General features: G+C 71.3%; 14 protein-coding genes. 10 read left to right on the top strand and 4 right to left on the bottom strand.

Translation table 11 applies throughout. From position 1 onward, the window contains the following. Positions 1-3 precede the first annotated feature (3 nt). Positions 4-1,995, top strand: coding sequence for a radical copper oxidase GlxA (locus tag OG299_RS13540; RefSeq protein WP_327361618.1), 1,992 nt, complete (start codon positions 4-6; stop codon positions 1,993-1,995). Positions 1,996-2,048: 53 nt separating this feature from the next. On the opposite strand, the gene OG299_RS13535 is transcribed toward OG299_RS13540, so the two are convergent. Both OG299_RS13535 and OG299_RS13530 read right to left on the bottom strand, forming a co-directional pair. After that, entirely contained in the window at positions 2,049-3,098 is a 1,050-nt protein-coding gene (locus OG299_RS13535) for a glycoside hydrolase family 6 protein (RefSeq protein WP_266625350.1), read from the bottom strand. Between the two features lie 123 nt (positions 3,099-3,221). After that, positions 3,222-4,217 (bottom strand): ArsR/SmtB family transcription factor, encoded by a 996-nt coding sequence (locus OG299_RS13530; RefSeq protein ID WP_327361617.1) that lies wholly within the window; start codon positions 4,215-4,217, stop codon positions 3,222-3,224. Between the two features lie 251 nt (positions 4,218-4,468). Here OG299_RS13530 and OG299_RS13525 point away from each other — a divergent pair, with 251 nt between their 5' ends. The 5 genes from OG299_RS13525 (at position 4,469) to OG299_RS13505 (ending at position 9,042) form a co-directional block, all read left to right on the top strand. Then, positions 4,469-5,761, top strand: coding sequence for an MFS transporter (locus tag OG299_RS13525; RefSeq protein ID WP_327361616.1), 1,293 nt, complete (start codon positions 4,469-4,471; stop codon positions 5,759-5,761). Positions 5,762-5,782: 21 nt separating this feature from the next. Next, on the top strand, positions 5,783-6,292 hold the full coding sequence (locus OG299_RS13520; RefSeq protein ID WP_266625345.1) for a MarR family winged helix-turn-helix transcriptional regulator: 510 nt from the start codon (positions 5,783-5,785) through the stop codon (positions 6,290-6,292). A 113-nt stretch (positions 6,293-6,405) separates the two neighbouring features. Further along, positions 6,406-6,735: a DUF3817 domain-containing protein gene (locus OG299_RS13515; protein WP_266625343.1), complete on the top strand. Its 330-nt coding sequence runs from the start codon at positions 6,406-6,408 to the stop codon at positions 6,733-6,735. An 87-nt stretch (positions 6,736-6,822) separates the two neighbouring features. Then, positions 6,823-8,523 (top strand): coenzyme B12-dependent isobutyryl-CoA mutase large subunit, encoded by a 1,701-nt coding sequence (locus OG299_RS13510; RefSeq protein ID WP_327361615.1) that lies wholly within the window; start codon positions 6,823-6,825, stop codon positions 8,521-8,523. Positions 8,524-8,571: 48 nt separating this feature from the next. Then, the gene (locus OG299_RS13505; RefSeq protein ID WP_266625340.1) at positions 8,572-9,042 is read left to right on the top strand and encodes a hypothetical protein; all 471 of its coding nucleotides are present in this window, start codon (positions 8,572-8,574) and stop codon (positions 9,040-9,042) included. A 27-nt stretch (positions 9,043-9,069) separates the two neighbouring features. Here OG299_RS13505 and OG299_RS13500 read toward each other — a convergent pair whose 3' ends face one another. After that, complete coding sequence (locus OG299_RS13500; RefSeq protein ID WP_327361614.1) at positions 9,070-9,696, bottom strand: TetR/AcrR family transcriptional regulator; 627 nt, start codon at positions 9,694-9,696, stop codon at positions 9,070-9,072. Between the two features lie 260 nt (positions 9,697-9,956). Here OG299_RS13500 and OG299_RS13495 point away from each other — a divergent pair, with 260 nt between their 5' ends. From OG299_RS13495 to OG299_RS13480, 4 genes are all read left to right on the top strand, one after another. Beyond that, positions 9,957-10,961: a tetratricopeptide repeat protein gene (locus OG299_RS13495; protein WP_327361613.1), complete on the top strand. Its 1,005-nt coding sequence runs from the start codon at positions 9,957-9,959 to the stop codon at positions 10,959-10,961. Between the two features lie 608 nt (positions 10,962-11,569). Beyond that, on the top strand, positions 11,570-12,208 hold the full coding sequence (locus OG299_RS13490; RefSeq protein ID WP_266625334.1) for a DUF6230 family protein: 639 nt from the start codon (positions 11,570-11,572) through the stop codon (positions 12,206-12,208). Between the two features lie 113 nt (positions 12,209-12,321). After that, a complete protein-coding gene (locus OG299_RS13485; protein ID WP_266625332.1) occupies positions 12,322-12,894 on the top strand; it encodes a DUF6114 domain-containing protein in 573 nt (190 codons plus the stop codon). Further along, positions 12,884-14,158 (top strand): hypothetical protein, encoded by a 1,275-nt coding sequence (locus OG299_RS13480; protein WP_405700755.1) that lies wholly within the window; start codon positions 12,884-12,886, stop codon positions 14,156-14,158. The genes OG299_RS13485 and OG299_RS13480 overlap by 11 nt, the downstream gene beginning before the upstream one ends. Positions 14,159-14,287: 129 nt before the next feature. Here the strand turns inward: OG299_RS13480 and pyk are convergent, their stop codons facing one another. Beyond that, positions 14,288-15,718, bottom strand: a complete 1,431-nt coding sequence (gene pyk, locus OG299_RS13475) for a pyruvate kinase (RefSeq protein ID WP_266625328.1) — start codon at positions 15,716-15,718, stop codon at positions 14,288-14,290. Between the last annotated feature and the right edge of the window lie 32 nt (positions 15,719-15,750).

Here is a 15,750-nt window from a genome sequence, read left to right as displayed (position 1 = left end):
GCCATGGCGTACCGGCCTTCGAAGCAGTTCAAGAACACCGTTCTGGGCACCGGAGCCGTGGTGGTGCTGGTCGCGCTCAACGCGCCCGCCGCGCTCTCCTTCGCGCAGGAGCGCTACCACGCGTACAAGATCGGCCAGTCCAGCTACAAGATCCAGTACGGCTCGTGGGGGCAGGTCCGGCTCCCGGAGGAGTACCGGATCAACGCCATGCACGCGGCCCTGCTGCACACGGGCAAGGTGCTGCTGATCGCCGGCTCCGGCAACAGCCAGAAGAAGTTCGACCGGGGCACCTTCGACACCGTCCTGTGGGACCCGGCGGACGACAGCTTCAGGAAGATCCCCACGCCGGAGGACTTCTTCTGCTCGGGCCACAGCCAACTGCCCGACGGACGGCTGCTGGTGGCGGGCGGGACCGCCCGGTACGAGGTCCTCGGCGGCAAGGTCACCCGCGCGGGCGGCGGCATGCGGGTCAAGAACGAGAGCCCCGACAAGGTGGCCAGGCTGAAGAAGGGCACCCGGTTCCGGTCCCCGTCGGGGGTCGAGTACGTGTCGAAGTTCGACGTCACCGTTCCGAAGGCCGAGCGCGAGTTCGAGATCACGTACGGGCGCGCCGGGCACGTGAAGCCCTGGCGGACCAAGGTGGTCGCCGCGGAGGCACGGGTCTTCGTCGAGGCGGTGGAGGCGGGCGCCCAGGGGCTGACGACCGAGGCCGCGCAGTACCGGGTCGTCGGACTCAAGGGGAAGGACGCCGACAACGTCTACGGGCTCGCGGAGCGGCTGAGCGTCGAGAAGCAGGACTTCCAGGGCATCAGGTCGGCGTACGAGTTCGACCCGAAGGCGGAGAAGTACGTCCCGGTCGACCCGATGAAGGACGCCCGCTGGTACCCCACGCTGGTGGCGCTGCAGGACGGGCGGGTGCTCGCGGTCTCCGGACTCAACGACGTGGGCGACGTGGTCCCCGGCGACAACGAGTACTACGACCCGAAGGCGAAGCAGTGGGCCCGCGGCCCCTTCCGCTACTTCCCGACGTACCCCGCGCTCTTCCTCTTACAGGGCGGCAAGCTGCTCTACACCGGCTCCAACGCGGGCTACGGCCCGAAGGACAAGGGGCGCGAGCCCGGTGTGTGGGACCTGAAGACCAACAAGTGGACCGAGGTGGCGGGACTGGCGGACGCGGACCGGCTGGAGACCTCGTCCTCGGTGCTGCTGCCACCCGCCCAGGACCAGAAGGTGATGGTGCTGGGCGGCGGCGGGGTCGGCGAATCGAAGCTCTCCTCGAGCCGGACGGCGATCGTGGACCTCAAGGAGGACAACCCGGTCTTCCGGTCCTCCGCGCGGCTGCCGCAGGGCACCCGGTACCTGAGCAGCGTGCTGCTGCCGGACGACTCCGTGTTCACCACCGGCGGCTCCCGCGACTACCGGGGCCGGGGCGCCAGCGACATCCACAAGGCGCAGTTCTACTACCCGCGCACCGACTCCTTCGTGGCCGCCGCCGATCCGTCGGTGGGCCGCAACTACCACTCCGAGGCGCTGCTGCTGCCCGACGGGCGGGTCGCGACCTTCGGCTCCGACCCGCTGTTCGCGGACAAGGACAACACCCGGCTCGGCAAGTTCGAGCACCGGCTGGAGGTGTACTCGCCGCCGTACCTGTACCGGGACCCGGCGCGGCGGCCGGTCCTGGGCGCCGGGCCGGCCGAGTTCGGCCGGGACGGGCGGGCCACCTTCGCGGCGGCGCACCCGGAGCGGATCAGGCGGGCCCGGCTGATGCGGCCGAGCGCGGTCACGCACACCACGGACGTGGAGCAGCGGTCGGTCGAGCTCGGGCTGACCAGGGCGGCGGGTTCGGTGACGGTCGAGGTGCCGAAGGACCCGACGCTGGTGCCGCCGGGCTGGTACATGCTGTTCGTGACGGACGCGGACGGGACGCCTTCGGTGGCGAAGTGGGTTCAGGTGCGGGCCCCGAAGCCGGTGCCGGTGCCGGTGCCGGAGGAGTAGCCCCCGGCGGGGTGGCTGCTCCGTACTCCTTGCCTCTTGGCCCCTATTACCCCCTATTCCTTGCTGCGGCTGGCCAGACCGAGTGCGTAGTCCGCCCACCACTTGCCCGCCCCCGGGCCGCCGCGGCAGGCCCCGTCGGATTCGCCGGGCCGCTTGATCCAGAGGTACGCGTCGACGAGCGGGTCGCCCGTCCTGTCGGTCGGCGGGACGCCGAGGGCGCGGCCCGGAGGATTGCACCAGGCCTCGTGGCCGTCGCCCGGGAGCGGGCCCGCGCCGTTGCGACTGGTGTCGATGACGAAGTGCTTGCCGTGGGCGGCCCGGGAGATACGGGCGCCGTACTCCCGGCCGGCCGCGTCGGGCTGGAAGTTGGAGACGTTGAGCGAGAAGCCGTCGGCCTGGCCGAGCCCGGCCTTGTAGAGGGGCCCGACCAGTTTCATCGGGTCCGGGATCCAGGCCGGATTGCCGGCGTCCAGGTAGACCTTCGTGTTCCGGTTCTTCTTCAGCCGGGTGACGGCCTCGGCGAGGAGCCGCAGGCGCTCTTCGTGGTGGTCGGCCTGGGTGCAGCCGTCCACCACGTGCGGGACGGCGTCCGGTTCCAGGACGACCACGGCCTTGGCATTGCCGATGCCGTCGGCGAAGGCGCCGATCCAGTTGCGGTAGGCAGTGGCGTTCTTCGCCCCGCCAGCCGAGTGCTGGCCGCAGTCGCGGTACGGGATGTTGTACGCGGTGAGCACCAGGACCCGGCCCGCCGACCCGGCGCTCTTCGCGGCCCGGCGGATCTCGGGACCGGGGTCGTCGCCGGGCCCCCACAGGGCCATGGGCCGTTCCGAGATCCGGCGCAGGACCTGGGCGTCGCTGTTGCGGCCCTGGGCCTCCCAGGCGGCGACCTGCCGGGCGGCGTCGCTCTGCGGGTCCACCCAGAACGGGGACGCGGCCGGCGCGGCCTGGCCCGGTGCCTCCGGCGGAGCCTCGGCGGCGGCGTGCGAGGCCGAGGACTCGCGGGCGGATTCCGGACTGCCGCAGGCGGGCGCCGCGGCGAGCAGCAGCGCGAGGCCGAGTGCGGCGGTGAGCGGTCTGGGGCGTGGGCGGGGTCGGCCTGGCATCCGGGTTCCTCGGGACGAAGGGTCGGTGCGCGGAATCAAGGACCGGCATATCGTGACATGACGGTCAGTGAGCCCTGCCCCGCGACACCGCAGGTGCCGCCGCCTGGAGGCACCGGAACCCGGCTACGCCGGAGAGGCACCCGTGGTCAGGGCGATGGCGAGTGGGGTGCGCTCGTAGAGGATCCGGTGGCCGTGGCGGGCCGAGATCAGCAGGCCCGCCCCGTGCAGGGCCTTCAGGTGCGCCGAGACCGTGGCCGGTGCCAGGCCGAGCCGGCGGGCCAGCGCCGTCGTGGAGGCCGGCTCGTCCAGCGCGCACAGCACGTCCGCCCGGCCCCGGCCCAGCAGGCGCGCCAGAGCCTGCGGGGTCGGACCCGGCGAGGAGGTCCACAGCGCCCCGATACCGCGCGCCGGGTAGACCAGCGTCGGCTGCCAGGGCGGGTCGTACCCCCCGACCACCTCCGGCCACACGAACGCGCTCGGCATGAGGAGCAGGCCCCGGCCGTCCAGGGAGCGGTCGTGGTGGGTCGGGCGGTCGATGGTGAGCGTGCCGTCCGACCACCGCAGGTCCGGGTGGAGGCCGTCGAACAGCGCCTCCAGCCCGCCGGCCGCCAGCCGCCGCGAGTGGAACAGGATGTCCGCCTCCAGCAGCTCCCGCAGCCGCGGCCAGTGCGGGGCGATCAGCGCGGCCCACGCCTGCTCGTACAGATCGGCCAACTCCCGTACCGCCCTGGCCGGATCCGCGAGCATCCGCCGCCCCGGGCCGCTCTCGGCGGCTCCCGGGGTGCAGACGAGGGCGCGCCGCAGATCCTCGCGCAGCGCCTCCGGATCGGCGGCCGAGGACCGCACCCGGGCCAGCTCCTCCTCGAAGGTGACGGAGGGGCCGACCGGCGGCGGGCTCAGGAAGTCGGGGTTGTGGCCGGTGCGCGGCATCAGCAGCCACAGCGGCCGCAGGTCCAGCCCGTCGGCGGCCGCACGGATCTGCCGCAGCCAGGGCAGGTGGTACGCCTGCCGGGCGGGCGTCATCAGGGTCCGGACCGCCTCCTGGGTCTCCCAGCGGGGCGAGACCGAGAACCGGCAGCGCAACAGGTCCCCGGGCCCGAACCGGAAATGGAACGCCATGCCCCTCCCTCCGGGGTGGTCTGCGGTCTCCGCTGCGCGGAGCCTTCTCCCCGCCCCGCCCTTTCTCCGTATCCCGGGGCGCGCGGCCCCGGCCCCCGCCGCCGTCTGCGGCGCCGTTGCGGGGGCGCTGCCCCCGAGCCCCCGCGCCTCAAACGCCGGCGGGGCTGGTTGGAGCCGCACGGCGGCGAACAGCGATTCGGTGGAGGGCGAATCACTGTCGCGCCCCCACCGTAGCCCTGCAGGGTCACCGCATGTCCACCGCCAACGAGGCCTCGTCCGGCCCGTCCGCAGGCCCGTCCGCTCAGCCCGCCCCGACCGGCCCCGCCGGCGGCTACCGTTCCGTCCTCCGGGTGCGGGAGTTCCGGCCCGTCTTCGCCGCGCACCTGATGTCCGTCCTCGGCATCGTCGTCGCCGAGATCGCCCTCACCGTCCTCGTCTTCCGCACCACCGGCTCGCCCCTGATGAGCGCGCTCACCTTCGCCCTGGGCTTCCTCCCGTACGCCCTCGGCGGCACCCTCCTCGCCGGGATCGCCGACCGCCGGCCCGCCCGCCGGGTCCTCGTCGGGTGCGACCTCGTCTGCGCCGCCTGCGCGGCGGCCATGATCCTGCCCGGCACCCCCGTCGCGGGGCTCCTCGTCCTGCGCTGCGCCATGGCCTTCGTCGCACCGCTGTTCCAGGGCGCGCGGGGCGCCTCCCTCGCCGACATCCTCGGCCCCGGCGACGCCTTCGTCCTCGGCCGCTCGCTGATGCGGATGGTGGCCCAGAGCGCCCAGCTCATCGGGTTCGGCCTCGGCGGCCTGCTGCTCACCGTCCTCGCCCCGCGCGCGGCCATCGCGCTGACCGCCGCCGGGTTCCTGTGCTCGGCCCTGCTGCTGCGCTTCGGCACCCGGGCCCGGCCCGCCCGCGCCGGCGCCGGCCGCACCTCCCCGCTCGCCGGGCTGCGCGCCGTCCTGGGCGAGCGCCGGCTGCGGGCGCTCACCCTGCTGTTCTGGCTGCCGCCCGTCTTCGTCATCGCCCCCGAGGCGCTGCTCGTCCCGTACGCCGACGGCATCGGCGCCGGCACCGCCGCGCTGGGAGTGATGATGTGCGCCCTGCCCGTCGGCACCATCGCGGGTGAACTGTGGGCCGGCTCGGCGCTCGGCCCGCGCGCCCGCTCCCGGCTCGTGGCCCCGCTCGCGGCCGCCGGCCTGCTGCCGCTGCTCGTGTACGCCGTCCGGCCCGGGGTGGTGACCGTACTCGCCGCCCTGCTGCTCGCCGGTCTGGCACACGCCTACACCCTCGGCCTCGACCAGTGGTACGTCGACGCCGTCCCCGACGAGCTGCGCGGCCGGGCGATGACCCTGCTGAGCACCGGCCTGATGACCCTCCAGGGCGTCGGCATGGCCCTGGCCGGGCTGGCCGCCGAGTTCCTGCCGGTGCACGTGGTCGTCACCGGCGCCGCGGTGCTCGGCACGGCGGTGGTCCTGCTCCTCCTCGCCGAACTGCGGTCCGCGAACCGGCGGGAGGGCGGACCGAAGAATGAGACGGGGCCCACGGCCAAATGACCGCCCGGTAGGGTCGGGTACGTGTCCAAGCCGCTCAGCCTCCCCTTCGACCCCATCGCCCGCGCCGACGAACTGTGGCAGCGCCGCTGGGGGCCGGTGCCCTCGATGGCCGCCATCACCTCGATCATGCGCGCGCACCAGATCCTGCTCGGCGAGGTCGACTCGGTGGTCAAGCCGTACGGCCTGACCTTCGCGCGCTACGAGGCACTGGTCCTGCTCACCTTCTCCAAGGCCGGCGAGCTGCCGATGTCGAAGATCGGCGAGCGGCTCATGGTCCACCCGACGTCGGTGACGAACACGGTGGACCGGCTGGTGCGGTCCGGGCTGGTGGCCAAGCGGCCGAACCCGAACGACGGCCGCGGCACGCTCGCGTCCATCACGGACAAGGGCCGCGAGGTCGTCGAGGCGGCGACGAAGGACCTGATGGCGGTCGACTTCGGGCTGCGCGCGTACGACGCCGAGGAGTGCCAGGAGATCTTCGCGCTCCTGCGCCCCCTGCGGGTCGCGGCCGCGGACTTCGACGAGCAGTAACCGACGGGCAGTGGCCGACGGGCAGTGGCCGACGATCAGTGGCCGACGGGCAGTGGCCGCCGTCACCGGGCCCCCGTCAAGATCGCGCAAAACGGATCGTTACGCTCGTATCCATGAAACGAAGCGTGCTGACCCGCTACCGGGTCATGGCCTATCTGACCGCGGTCATGCTGTTGATCCTCTGCACCTGCATGGTTTTCAAGTACGGCTTCGACACCGGCGCCGACCTGACCCTGGCGGTCTCCCAGGTACACGGTGTGCTGTTCATGATCTACCTGGTGTTCGCCTTCGACCTGGGCTCCAAGGCCAGGTGGCCGTTCCCGAAGCTGCTCTGGGTGCTCGCCTCCGGCACGATCCCGCTGGCCGCCTTCTTCGTCGAGCGCAAGGTCCGCGCCGAGGTCGAGCCGCTGGTCGTGGACGCCGTGGCCACCGCCGACGCCTAGAGGCCCGCTCGTCCGTCGGGTGCCCCGGGGAGACTCCCCGGGGTTTCCCATCGACATTTACTAGGACGTCCTAGTAAATTCATGGGTATGGACGCTGACGCCATCGAGGAGGGCCGCCATCGCTGGCAGGCCCGTTATGACAAGGCCCGCAAGCGCGAGGCCGATTTCACCACGCTCTCCGGGGATGACGTCGATCCCGTCTACGGGCCCCGGCCCGGTGACTCGTACGAGGGATTCGAGCGCATCGGCTGGCCGGGGGAGTACCCCTACACCCGCGGCCTGCACGCCACCGGATACCGCGGCCGGACCTGGACCATCCGCCAGTTCGCCGGGTTCGGCAACGCCGAGCAGACCAACGAGCGCTACAAGATGATCCTGGCCGCCGGCGGCGGCGGGCTCTCCGTGGCCTTCGACATGCCGACCCTCATGGGGCGCGACTCCGACGACGCCCGCGCGCTGGGCGAGGTCGGCCACTGCGGGGTCGCCATAGACTCCGCCGCCGACATGGAGGTCCTGTTCAAGGACATCCCGCTCGGCGACGTGACCACCTCGATGACGATCTCGGGCCCGGCCGTGCCCGCCTTCTGCATGTACCTGGTCGCCGCCGAACGGCAGGGCGTGGACCCGGCCCTGCTCAACGGCACCCTGCAGACGGACATCTTCAAGGAGTACATCGCCCAGAAGGAGTGGCTCTTCGAACCCGAGCCGCACCTGCGCCTCATCGGCGACCTCATGGAGTACTGCGCGAAGGGCATCCCGGCGTACAAGCCGCTGTCCGTCTCCGGCTACCACATCCGCGAGGCCGGGGCCACGGCCGCACAGGAGCTCGCGTACACCCTGGCCGACGGCTTCGGCTACGTGGAACTGGGCCTCTCCCGGGGCCTGGACGTGGACCACTTCGCGTCCGGCCTCTCCTTCTTCTTCGACGCGCACCTCGACTTCTTCGAGGAGATCGCCAAGTTCCGCGCCGCCCGCCGGATCTGGGCGCGCTGGATGAAGGAGGTGTACGGGGCGCAGAGCGAGAAGTCGATGTGGCTGCGCTTCCACACCCAGACGGCCGGCGTCTCGCTGACCGCGCAGCAGCCGTACAACAACGTCGTACGCACCGCGGTCGAGGCCCTCGCGGCCGTCCTCGGCGGCACCAACTCCCTGCACACCAACGCCCTCGACGAGACCCTCGCGCTGCCGAGCGAGCAGGCGGCCGAGATCGCCCTGCGCACGCAGCAGGTGCTGATGGAGGAGACCGGGGTGGCCAACGTGGCCGACCCGCTGGGCGGTTCCTGGTACGTGGAGCAGCTCACCGACCGCATCGAGGCCGACGCCGAGAAGATCTTCGAGCAGATCAAGGAGCGCGGCCTGCGCGCCCACCCGGACGGGCAGCACCCGATCGGGCCGATCACCTCGGGCATCCTGCGCGGCATCGAGGACGGCTGGTTCACCGGGGAGATCGCCGAGTCGGCCTTCCAGTACCAGCGGTCCCTGGAGAAGGGCGACAAGCGCGTCGTCGGCGTCAACGTGCACCACGGGTCGGTGACCGGGGACCTGGAGATCCTGCGCGTCAGCCACGAGGTGGAGCGCGTGCAGGTGCAGGAGTTGGCCGCGCGCAAGGAGCGGCGCGACGACGACAAGGTGAAGTCCTCGCTGGACGCCATGCTGGCCGCCGCCCGTGACGGGTCGAACATGATCCCGGCGATGCTGGACGCGGTGCGCGCCGAGGCCACGCTCGGCGAGATCTGCAACGTGCTGCGCGACGAGTGGGGCACGTACACCGAACCGCCCGGCTTCTAGCCGCCGTTCCCGGAAATGGCCGGTCGTGTACGCCGTAGGGTGGCGGGCATGACCGGCCTTCCTGTGCCCGTGCGGGGCGTGAGCGCACGTGTGGTGATGAACAAGGGCGGCTGCGGCGGTCATTACGCCTACGTCGTCGCCGATTTCGAGCCGCCGGGGCCGGAAGGGACCGAGATCCTGAACCTGGCCCCTGAGGAGCGGCTGCCCGCCGAGTTCCTCGCGGCGGTGCGCGACGGCATCGAGTTGGGGCTGGACGGGGTCGAGGCCGCCGTGGTCATCACCGACGGCGGCGTCTACTGGGCGGACGCCCGTGACATCGGCTACCGGACGGCAGGGGCGCAGCTGGGCCGGGGCGCCCTCGTCGCGGCCGGGCTGAGGCCCGAGGAAGAGGCCGACGCGCTGCGCTGGGCGAGCTGGCCGGGCCGCCGGCGGCCCTGGCCCGGCGACAACCCCCGGGCCACCGCGCTGGCGGAGCAGGTCCTGGAATCCCGGCGCCGCGCCGGGGTGTGGACCTTCTGAGAGCAGGACGGGCGGGAGGGGCGGGGCTCAGGCCGCGGCCGGGCCCCGGAGGCCGTGCATCAGGAGGGCGGTGAAGGTGGCCACCCAGAGCTCGTCCACCGGCTCCGAGCTGACCAGTGCACGGTGGACCACCGTGCCCGCGATCACGTCGAAGATCAGGTCCGTGGTGCGGCAGGCGAGGTCCTCGTCCTCCTCGTACGGCAGTTCGCCGCGGGCCTGGGCCCGTTCGCGACCCAGTACGACGAGACGTTTCTGCCGGTCCACGATCGCCGACCGGATCCGGTCGCGCAGAGCTTCGTCCCGGGTGGACTCGGCGACGACCGCCATCAGGGCCGTACGGGCCTCCGGCCGCCGCAGCAGCGCCGCGAACTGCAGGACGACGTTCTCTATGTCGGCTTCGAGGGAGCCCCGGTCGGGGAGCTCGAGGGAGTCGAAGAGCTCCGCGACCGCGTCCACGACCAGCTCGTTCTTGCCCGCCCAGCGGCGGTAGAGGGTGGTCTTGGCGACCCCGGCCCGGGCCGAGACGTCACCCATCGTCAGCTTCGACCAGCCCAGCTCGACCAGCGCGTCCCGCGTCGCGGCGAGGATCGCCGCGTCCGCGGCGGCGCTGCGGGGGCGGCCGGTGCGTCCGGTCGGGGGGCTGGGGTTGGGCATGGCGCAGACCATACCCGTCGGTAGCGGAACCGGAGGCCCCCGAAATGCTGTGCTTGAGATCACGGGGCGCGAAGGGCCGCGAGGAGTTACGCTACGGCTCGTAGCGTAAGAGCGACGACCACGCGAAGGGCTACCGGCGCCAGGTGGGGACCCGGCGCCACACCACACGACCACCGCACAACCGATCGGTCCGACGCGGGCAAGAAGGCATTTCGGCCGATCTTTTTCGTCGGCGCGCACACACGGGGGAGGATGTACGCATGCAGCCCAGAAACATGTCCATGAGCGGCGTCGTCGACCTTGCCGCGGTGAAGGCGGCCGGCGAGGCCAAGGCGAAGGCCGAGCAGGCCCGTGCCGAAGCGACCCGGCAGGCCGCCCAGGGCGGCGCACCCGCGTCCGCGGGTGCCGTGCCCCCGTCCGCGCTCGTGATCGACGTCGACGAGGCCGGCTTCGAACGCGACGTCCTCCAGCTCTCCGCCGAGGTCCCGGTCGTCCTGGACTTCTGGGCCGAGTGGTGCGAGCCGTGCAAGCAGCTCAGCCCGCTGCTCGAGCGCCTGACGATCGAGGCGAACGGCCGCCTCCTGCTCGCCAAGGTCGACGTCGACTCCAACCAGATGCTCATGCAGCAGTTCGGCATCCAGGGCATCCCGGCCGTGTTCGCCGTGGTCGCGGGCCAGGTGCTGCCGCTGTTCCAGGGCGTGGCGCCCGAGCAGGAGATCCGCGCGACCCTGGCCCAGCTGGTCCAGGTCGCCGAGGAGCGTTTCGGGATCATCGGCATCGAGGTGGACCCGAACGCCGAAGGCGCCCCCGCGAGCGCCCCGGCCGCCGAAGCCGAGGCCCCGGAAGGCCCGTACGACGCGCTGCTCCAGGCGGCGGTCGTCGCGCTGGACGCCGGTGACCTGGGCGGCGCGGTGCAGGCGTACAAGAACGTCCTGGCGGACGACCCGGCCAACATCGAGGCCAGGCTGGGCCTGGCCCAGGCCGAGCTGCTCGCCCGCGTCAAGGACATGAACCCGCAGGCGGTGCGCGCCGCGGCGGCCGAGGACCCGAAGGACCCGGCGGCCCAGATCGCCGCCGCGGACCTGGACCTGGTCGGCGGCCACGTCGAGGACGCCTTCGGGCGCCTGGTGGACACGGTCCGGGTGACGGCCGGCGCCGACCGCGACGCGGTGCGGGTGCGGCTGCTGGAGCTGTTCGAGGTCATCGGGGCGGACGATCCCCGGGTGGCGGCGGCGCGTACGGCGCTCGCTCGGGTGCTGTTCTAGAGCCCGCTCCGTGTCCCTTCCGGAAGCGTCCGGGAGGCCGCCGGACCACCGGCGATTTGTTGACACGTAGATAAACAGCGGCCGCACTTTGCCAAAACTTGGCAATTGCGGCCGCTGTTACTCGCAGTAAGAGGAACCCCGCGATCTGTCCGGTGTGTTCATAAATCCGACGCTCTGTCGTGGCCCTTGGTGACACCCTGCGTCGTCACCCGATGGCGCCGGGTCGACCTCCGGTTATCTTGCCGTTACCCGCCAGTAACGAACCCCCTTGTGTCCCGGCCTGGAATGGACCACGATCGGCGACGCTCGGTCCTTCCCGCAGAGCCGCTCATCCGGAGCCGCGGTGGAGGGTCCCCACCGGGCCGGCCGGTGCCCGTGGCACAGGCTGTGGGACAGGGGGGTCTTCGCCACACCGGCGGAGCCTGTCCTCCTGGTTGCGCGAACGCGTGACCCAGTGGTTGTCGCTCGGGGGTGAACGCCGGTGTACCGGACGCGGCTCTGTCGCGGCTCGGCCGCCTGCGCTCCTTCCCGAGGACGTAGCACTTCTCCCATCCCAGGACGGGTACGGCCCGGACCGGAGATGTACGTCCGAGAAGGAGGAACGAATAATGAGTTCTCAGGTTCGTGGCGGGACCAGATGGAAGCGCTTCGCGCTCGTCATGGTGCCGAGCATCGCGGCAACCGCCGCGGTCGGTGTGGGTCTGGCGCAGGGTGCCCTCGCGGCGTCCTTCGCCGTGTCCGGCCAGGACTTCAAGGTCTCGGCCGACAAGCTCGACGGTGACAACCTCATTCAGTACGGCGGTATCGCCGAGGGTCACGACCTCAAGGGCAACGCTGCGCACCACCCGGTGACCATCTCCGGGTTCAGCCACGCCGAGATCACCAACATGTGCCAGTCGCTGGTCACCCCGACCCCGCTGGGCAACATCACGCTGCAGCTGCGGACGGGCCACAAGGGCAAGCCGGCCGTCGCCGACAACATCTACCTGGATGTTGCGGAGCTCGACACCGACGCCGAGTTCAAGAACCTGGACATCGGTGTTGCCGTGGGCGACGCGAGCCACAAGACCAAGCCGCAGGCCGGTACGGTCGCGAGCCCCTACGCGTTCTCCCAGCGCGCCGACAAGGCGATTCTGTCGAACGTGCGCCAGAAGGCGTGGGCGACGACGGCGGGTACGTTCAAGCTGCCCGACCTCAAGCTGCGCCTGCTCGGCGGCGACCAGCCGTGCTACCAGGACGAGAATTAATCGTCCCGGAGCGTGACCGGAGGGGCGGTCGGCGCCGGCTGCAGCCGATTCCGCCCGCCCGTCCGGAGCTCCACCTAGTTCTCCGTACCACCGTTTCCAGGGAGCTGTAGTCCATGAACCACCAGGCCCCGGTCTACGTTCGCCGCTCTGATGACGCTTGGCTCACCGTGGCGTATTACCACTTCTACGCCTGGCGCGGCCGCCGTCCCTTCTGGGCAGGCTTCTTCATGCTCCTCGGTGGTGTCCCGATCGTGTACTTCCCGTACGCGGACATGCGATTGGGCAACGTCACTCTCGCGATGGCGACGACGACCGGATCCGGCTCGCTGATCATCGGCATCCTGCTGATGACGCTGGGCCTGGCCCTCTGGTTCCAGCAGAGCATCCGCGTCTTCGCAGGGGTCGCCTCGATCCTGCTGGCCCTGGTGTCCCTGCCGGTGTCCAACCTCGGCGGGTTCTTCCTGGGCTTCATCTTCTCCATGGTCGGCGGCGCCCTCGCACTGTCGTGGGTCCCCGGCAGCCCGGTGGAAGAGACCGCCGTCCCGGACGGCGGCGCGGGCAAGTCGGCGGCCATGGCGGACAACCCCCAGGGCATCCCGGGCATCCCGGCGCCCCGCGAGACGGAAACGGCATACGCGAGCGAGACGACTGCCCACGCCGATGGCGGGAGGAACAGTGCGGGGTGACGAGACGCAGCGGGGCGTGGCCCCGAGCGCAGAGTCCCGTGAAAGAAGGGGCCCGCGGCACGCCGCGCCCCGGAAGTCGCTGCTGAACAAGATCCAGATACCCGTCGGCAAGACGATGGCGCTGGCGGCCATGCCGACCGCGGTCTTCGTCGGGATGGGCGTGGCCCCGAAGCTGGCCCTGGCCGACGACCATGAGATCCCCTTCGCGCCCGGCCCGTGTGTCACGCGGTCCGACGAACCCGCGGAGTCGGCCTCTCCGAGCCCCTCCACGTCGCCCTCGCCGAGCTCGTCGCCCACCGCGACACCCTCGCCCGGTGCGTCCAAGGCCCCGAAGCCCGGCGTCACCCCGCCGGCCCCGAAGCCTTCCGCCAGCAAGCCGGCCGACACCACCGCGTCGAAGCAGACGGAGCCGTCGGCCCCGGCCGCCACGCCGTCCGCGTCCAAGCCCCCGAACCCGCTGGACCCGCTGGGCGTCGGCGACGCCCTCAAGGGCATCGTCGACGGGATCACCAAGCCGCTCGAGACCGCGAAGCCGCCGGCGACCCCGACGCCCACGCCGTCCAAGACCGCCACGGCGACGCCCACCCCGACGAAGCCCGCCCCGGACCCGGCCACGGACGCGATCCGCGACGCGGCGAAGAAGGCCGGCGTCGACGTCAAGGAGCTGTCGCAGGACGTCAAGGACACCGCGGCGAAGCCGAAGGACGAGACGGGCAAGACGGCGGACGAGGACACGCCGAAGCCCGAGGAGACGAAGGACGCGGACGGGAAGCAACCCTTCCCCTGCCCGACCTACGACGCCAAGGCGCTGGCCGACGCCGAGCTGGAGCCGGGCATCCCGCTCCTGCCGGACGAGCCCTGGTACCTCGACAGCTCGCTGCTGACCCTCTACGGCCTGGACTACCACGGCATCGTCGAGGTGAAGACGGCCGGCGGCAAGACGAAGAAGGTCCTGAAGTTCACGGCGGACTCGCTGGACATCAAGGACCTCTACCAGACGGTCGGCAAGAGCGGGAACGTCGCCCACCTGAAGTCCCGCTCCGGCTCCACCTCCAAGATCCGCGGCGGCACGGTGACGATGTACACCGAGAGCCTCAAGGGGAACCTGTTCGGCCTGATCCCGATCGAGTTCACCCCGAACAGCCCGCCGCCCCTGAACGTCCCGTTCGCGTTCTTCACGAACGTCAAGGTCGTCCAGGCCGGCCAGTTCGGCGGCACGCTCACCGTCCCGGGCCTCAAGAACTACATCGGCCCGCCGGAGTAGTCCCGTACGGGGCGGTCCCGTACGGCCCCGCGCACCGCGTCGCCACGCACCGAGGGCGGCACCCCGGATCCTTCTCAGGATCGGGGTGCCGCCCTCGGTCTCTGTGCGGCAGAGTCACACCGTGCGGTGTCAGCCCTGGGACTGGCCGCCCAGATGGTGGACGCGGACCATGTTGGTGGTGCCCGGGACGCCGGGGGGCGAGCCGGCCGTGATGATCACGGTGTCACCCTCGTTGTAGCGGCCCAGCTTGAGCAGCTCGCCGTCCACCAGGTCGACCATCGCGTCGGTGCTGTCCACGTGCGGGACGACGTGCGACTCGACGCCCCAGCTCAGCGTGAGCTGGTTGCGGGTGTTGACGTCGGTGGTGAAGGCCAGGATCGGCTGCGTGGCGCGGTAGCGCGACAGGCGGCGGGCCGTGTCTCCGGACTGGGTGAAGGCGATCAGCGACTTGCCGTCGAGGAACTCGGCGATCTCGCAGGCCGCGCGGGCGACGGAGCCGCCCTGGGTACGGGGCTTCTTGCCCGGGACCAGCGGCTGGAGGCCCTTGGAGAGGAGCTCCTCCTCGGCCGCCGTGACGATCTTCGACATCGTCTTGACGGTCTCGATCGGGTAGGCGCCGACCGAGGACTCGGCCGACAGCATGACCGCGTCCGCGCCGTCGAGGATCGCGTTGGCGACGTCGGACGCCTCCGCGCGCGTCGGGCGCGAGTTGGTGATCATCGACTCCATCATCTGGGTCGCGACGATCACCGGCTTGGCGTTGCGGCGGCACATCTCGATGAGCCGCTTCTGGACCATCGGGACCTTCTCGAGCGGGTACTCGACGGCCAGGTCGCCACGGGCCACCATGACCGCGTCGAAGGCGTCGACCACGGCCGCCATGTTCTCGACGGCCTGCGGCTTCTCGACCTTGGCGATGACGGGGACCCGGCGGCCCTCCTCGTCCATGACCTTGTGGACGTCCTTGACGTCGGTGGCGTCACGGACGAAGGACAGGGCGACCATGTCGCAGCCCATCCGCAGGGCGAAGCGGAGGTCGTCGACGTCCTTCTCCGACAGGGCGGGGACGTTCACGGCGGCACCCGGCAGGTTGATGCCCTTGTGGTCCGAGATGACACCGCCCTCGATGACGATGGTCTTGACCCGCGGGCCCTCGACCTCGGTCACCCGCAGCTCGACGTTGCCGTCGTTGATCAGGACCTGGTCGCCCTTGGCCACGTCGCCGGGCAGACCCTTGTAGGTGGTGCCGCAGATGGACTTGTCACCGGGGACGTCCTCGGTGGTGATGGTGAACTCGTCACCGCGCACCAGCTCGACGGGGCCTTCGGCGAAGGTCTCCAGACGGATCTTCGGACCCTGGAGGTCGGCGAGGACGCCGACCGCACGCCCGGTGTCCTCGGAGACCTTCCGGACGCGGTCGTACCGCTCCTGGTGTTCTGCCTGGGACCCGTGGCTGAAGTTGAATCGGGCCACATTCATACCTGCCTCGATGAGCGCTTTCAGCTGCTCATACGAGTCGACGGCGGGGCCCAGCGTGCAGACGATTTTGGAACGGCGCATGACTGGATCCTATCGGTTTGTTTCGTAGCGGA

The organism is Streptomyces sp. NBC_01296 (genome assembly GCF_035984415.1).
Taxonomy (GTDB): domain Bacteria; phylum Actinomycetota; class Actinomycetes; order Streptomycetales; family Streptomycetaceae; genus Streptomyces.
This window is presented reverse-complemented; position numbering and strand designations above follow the sequence as displayed.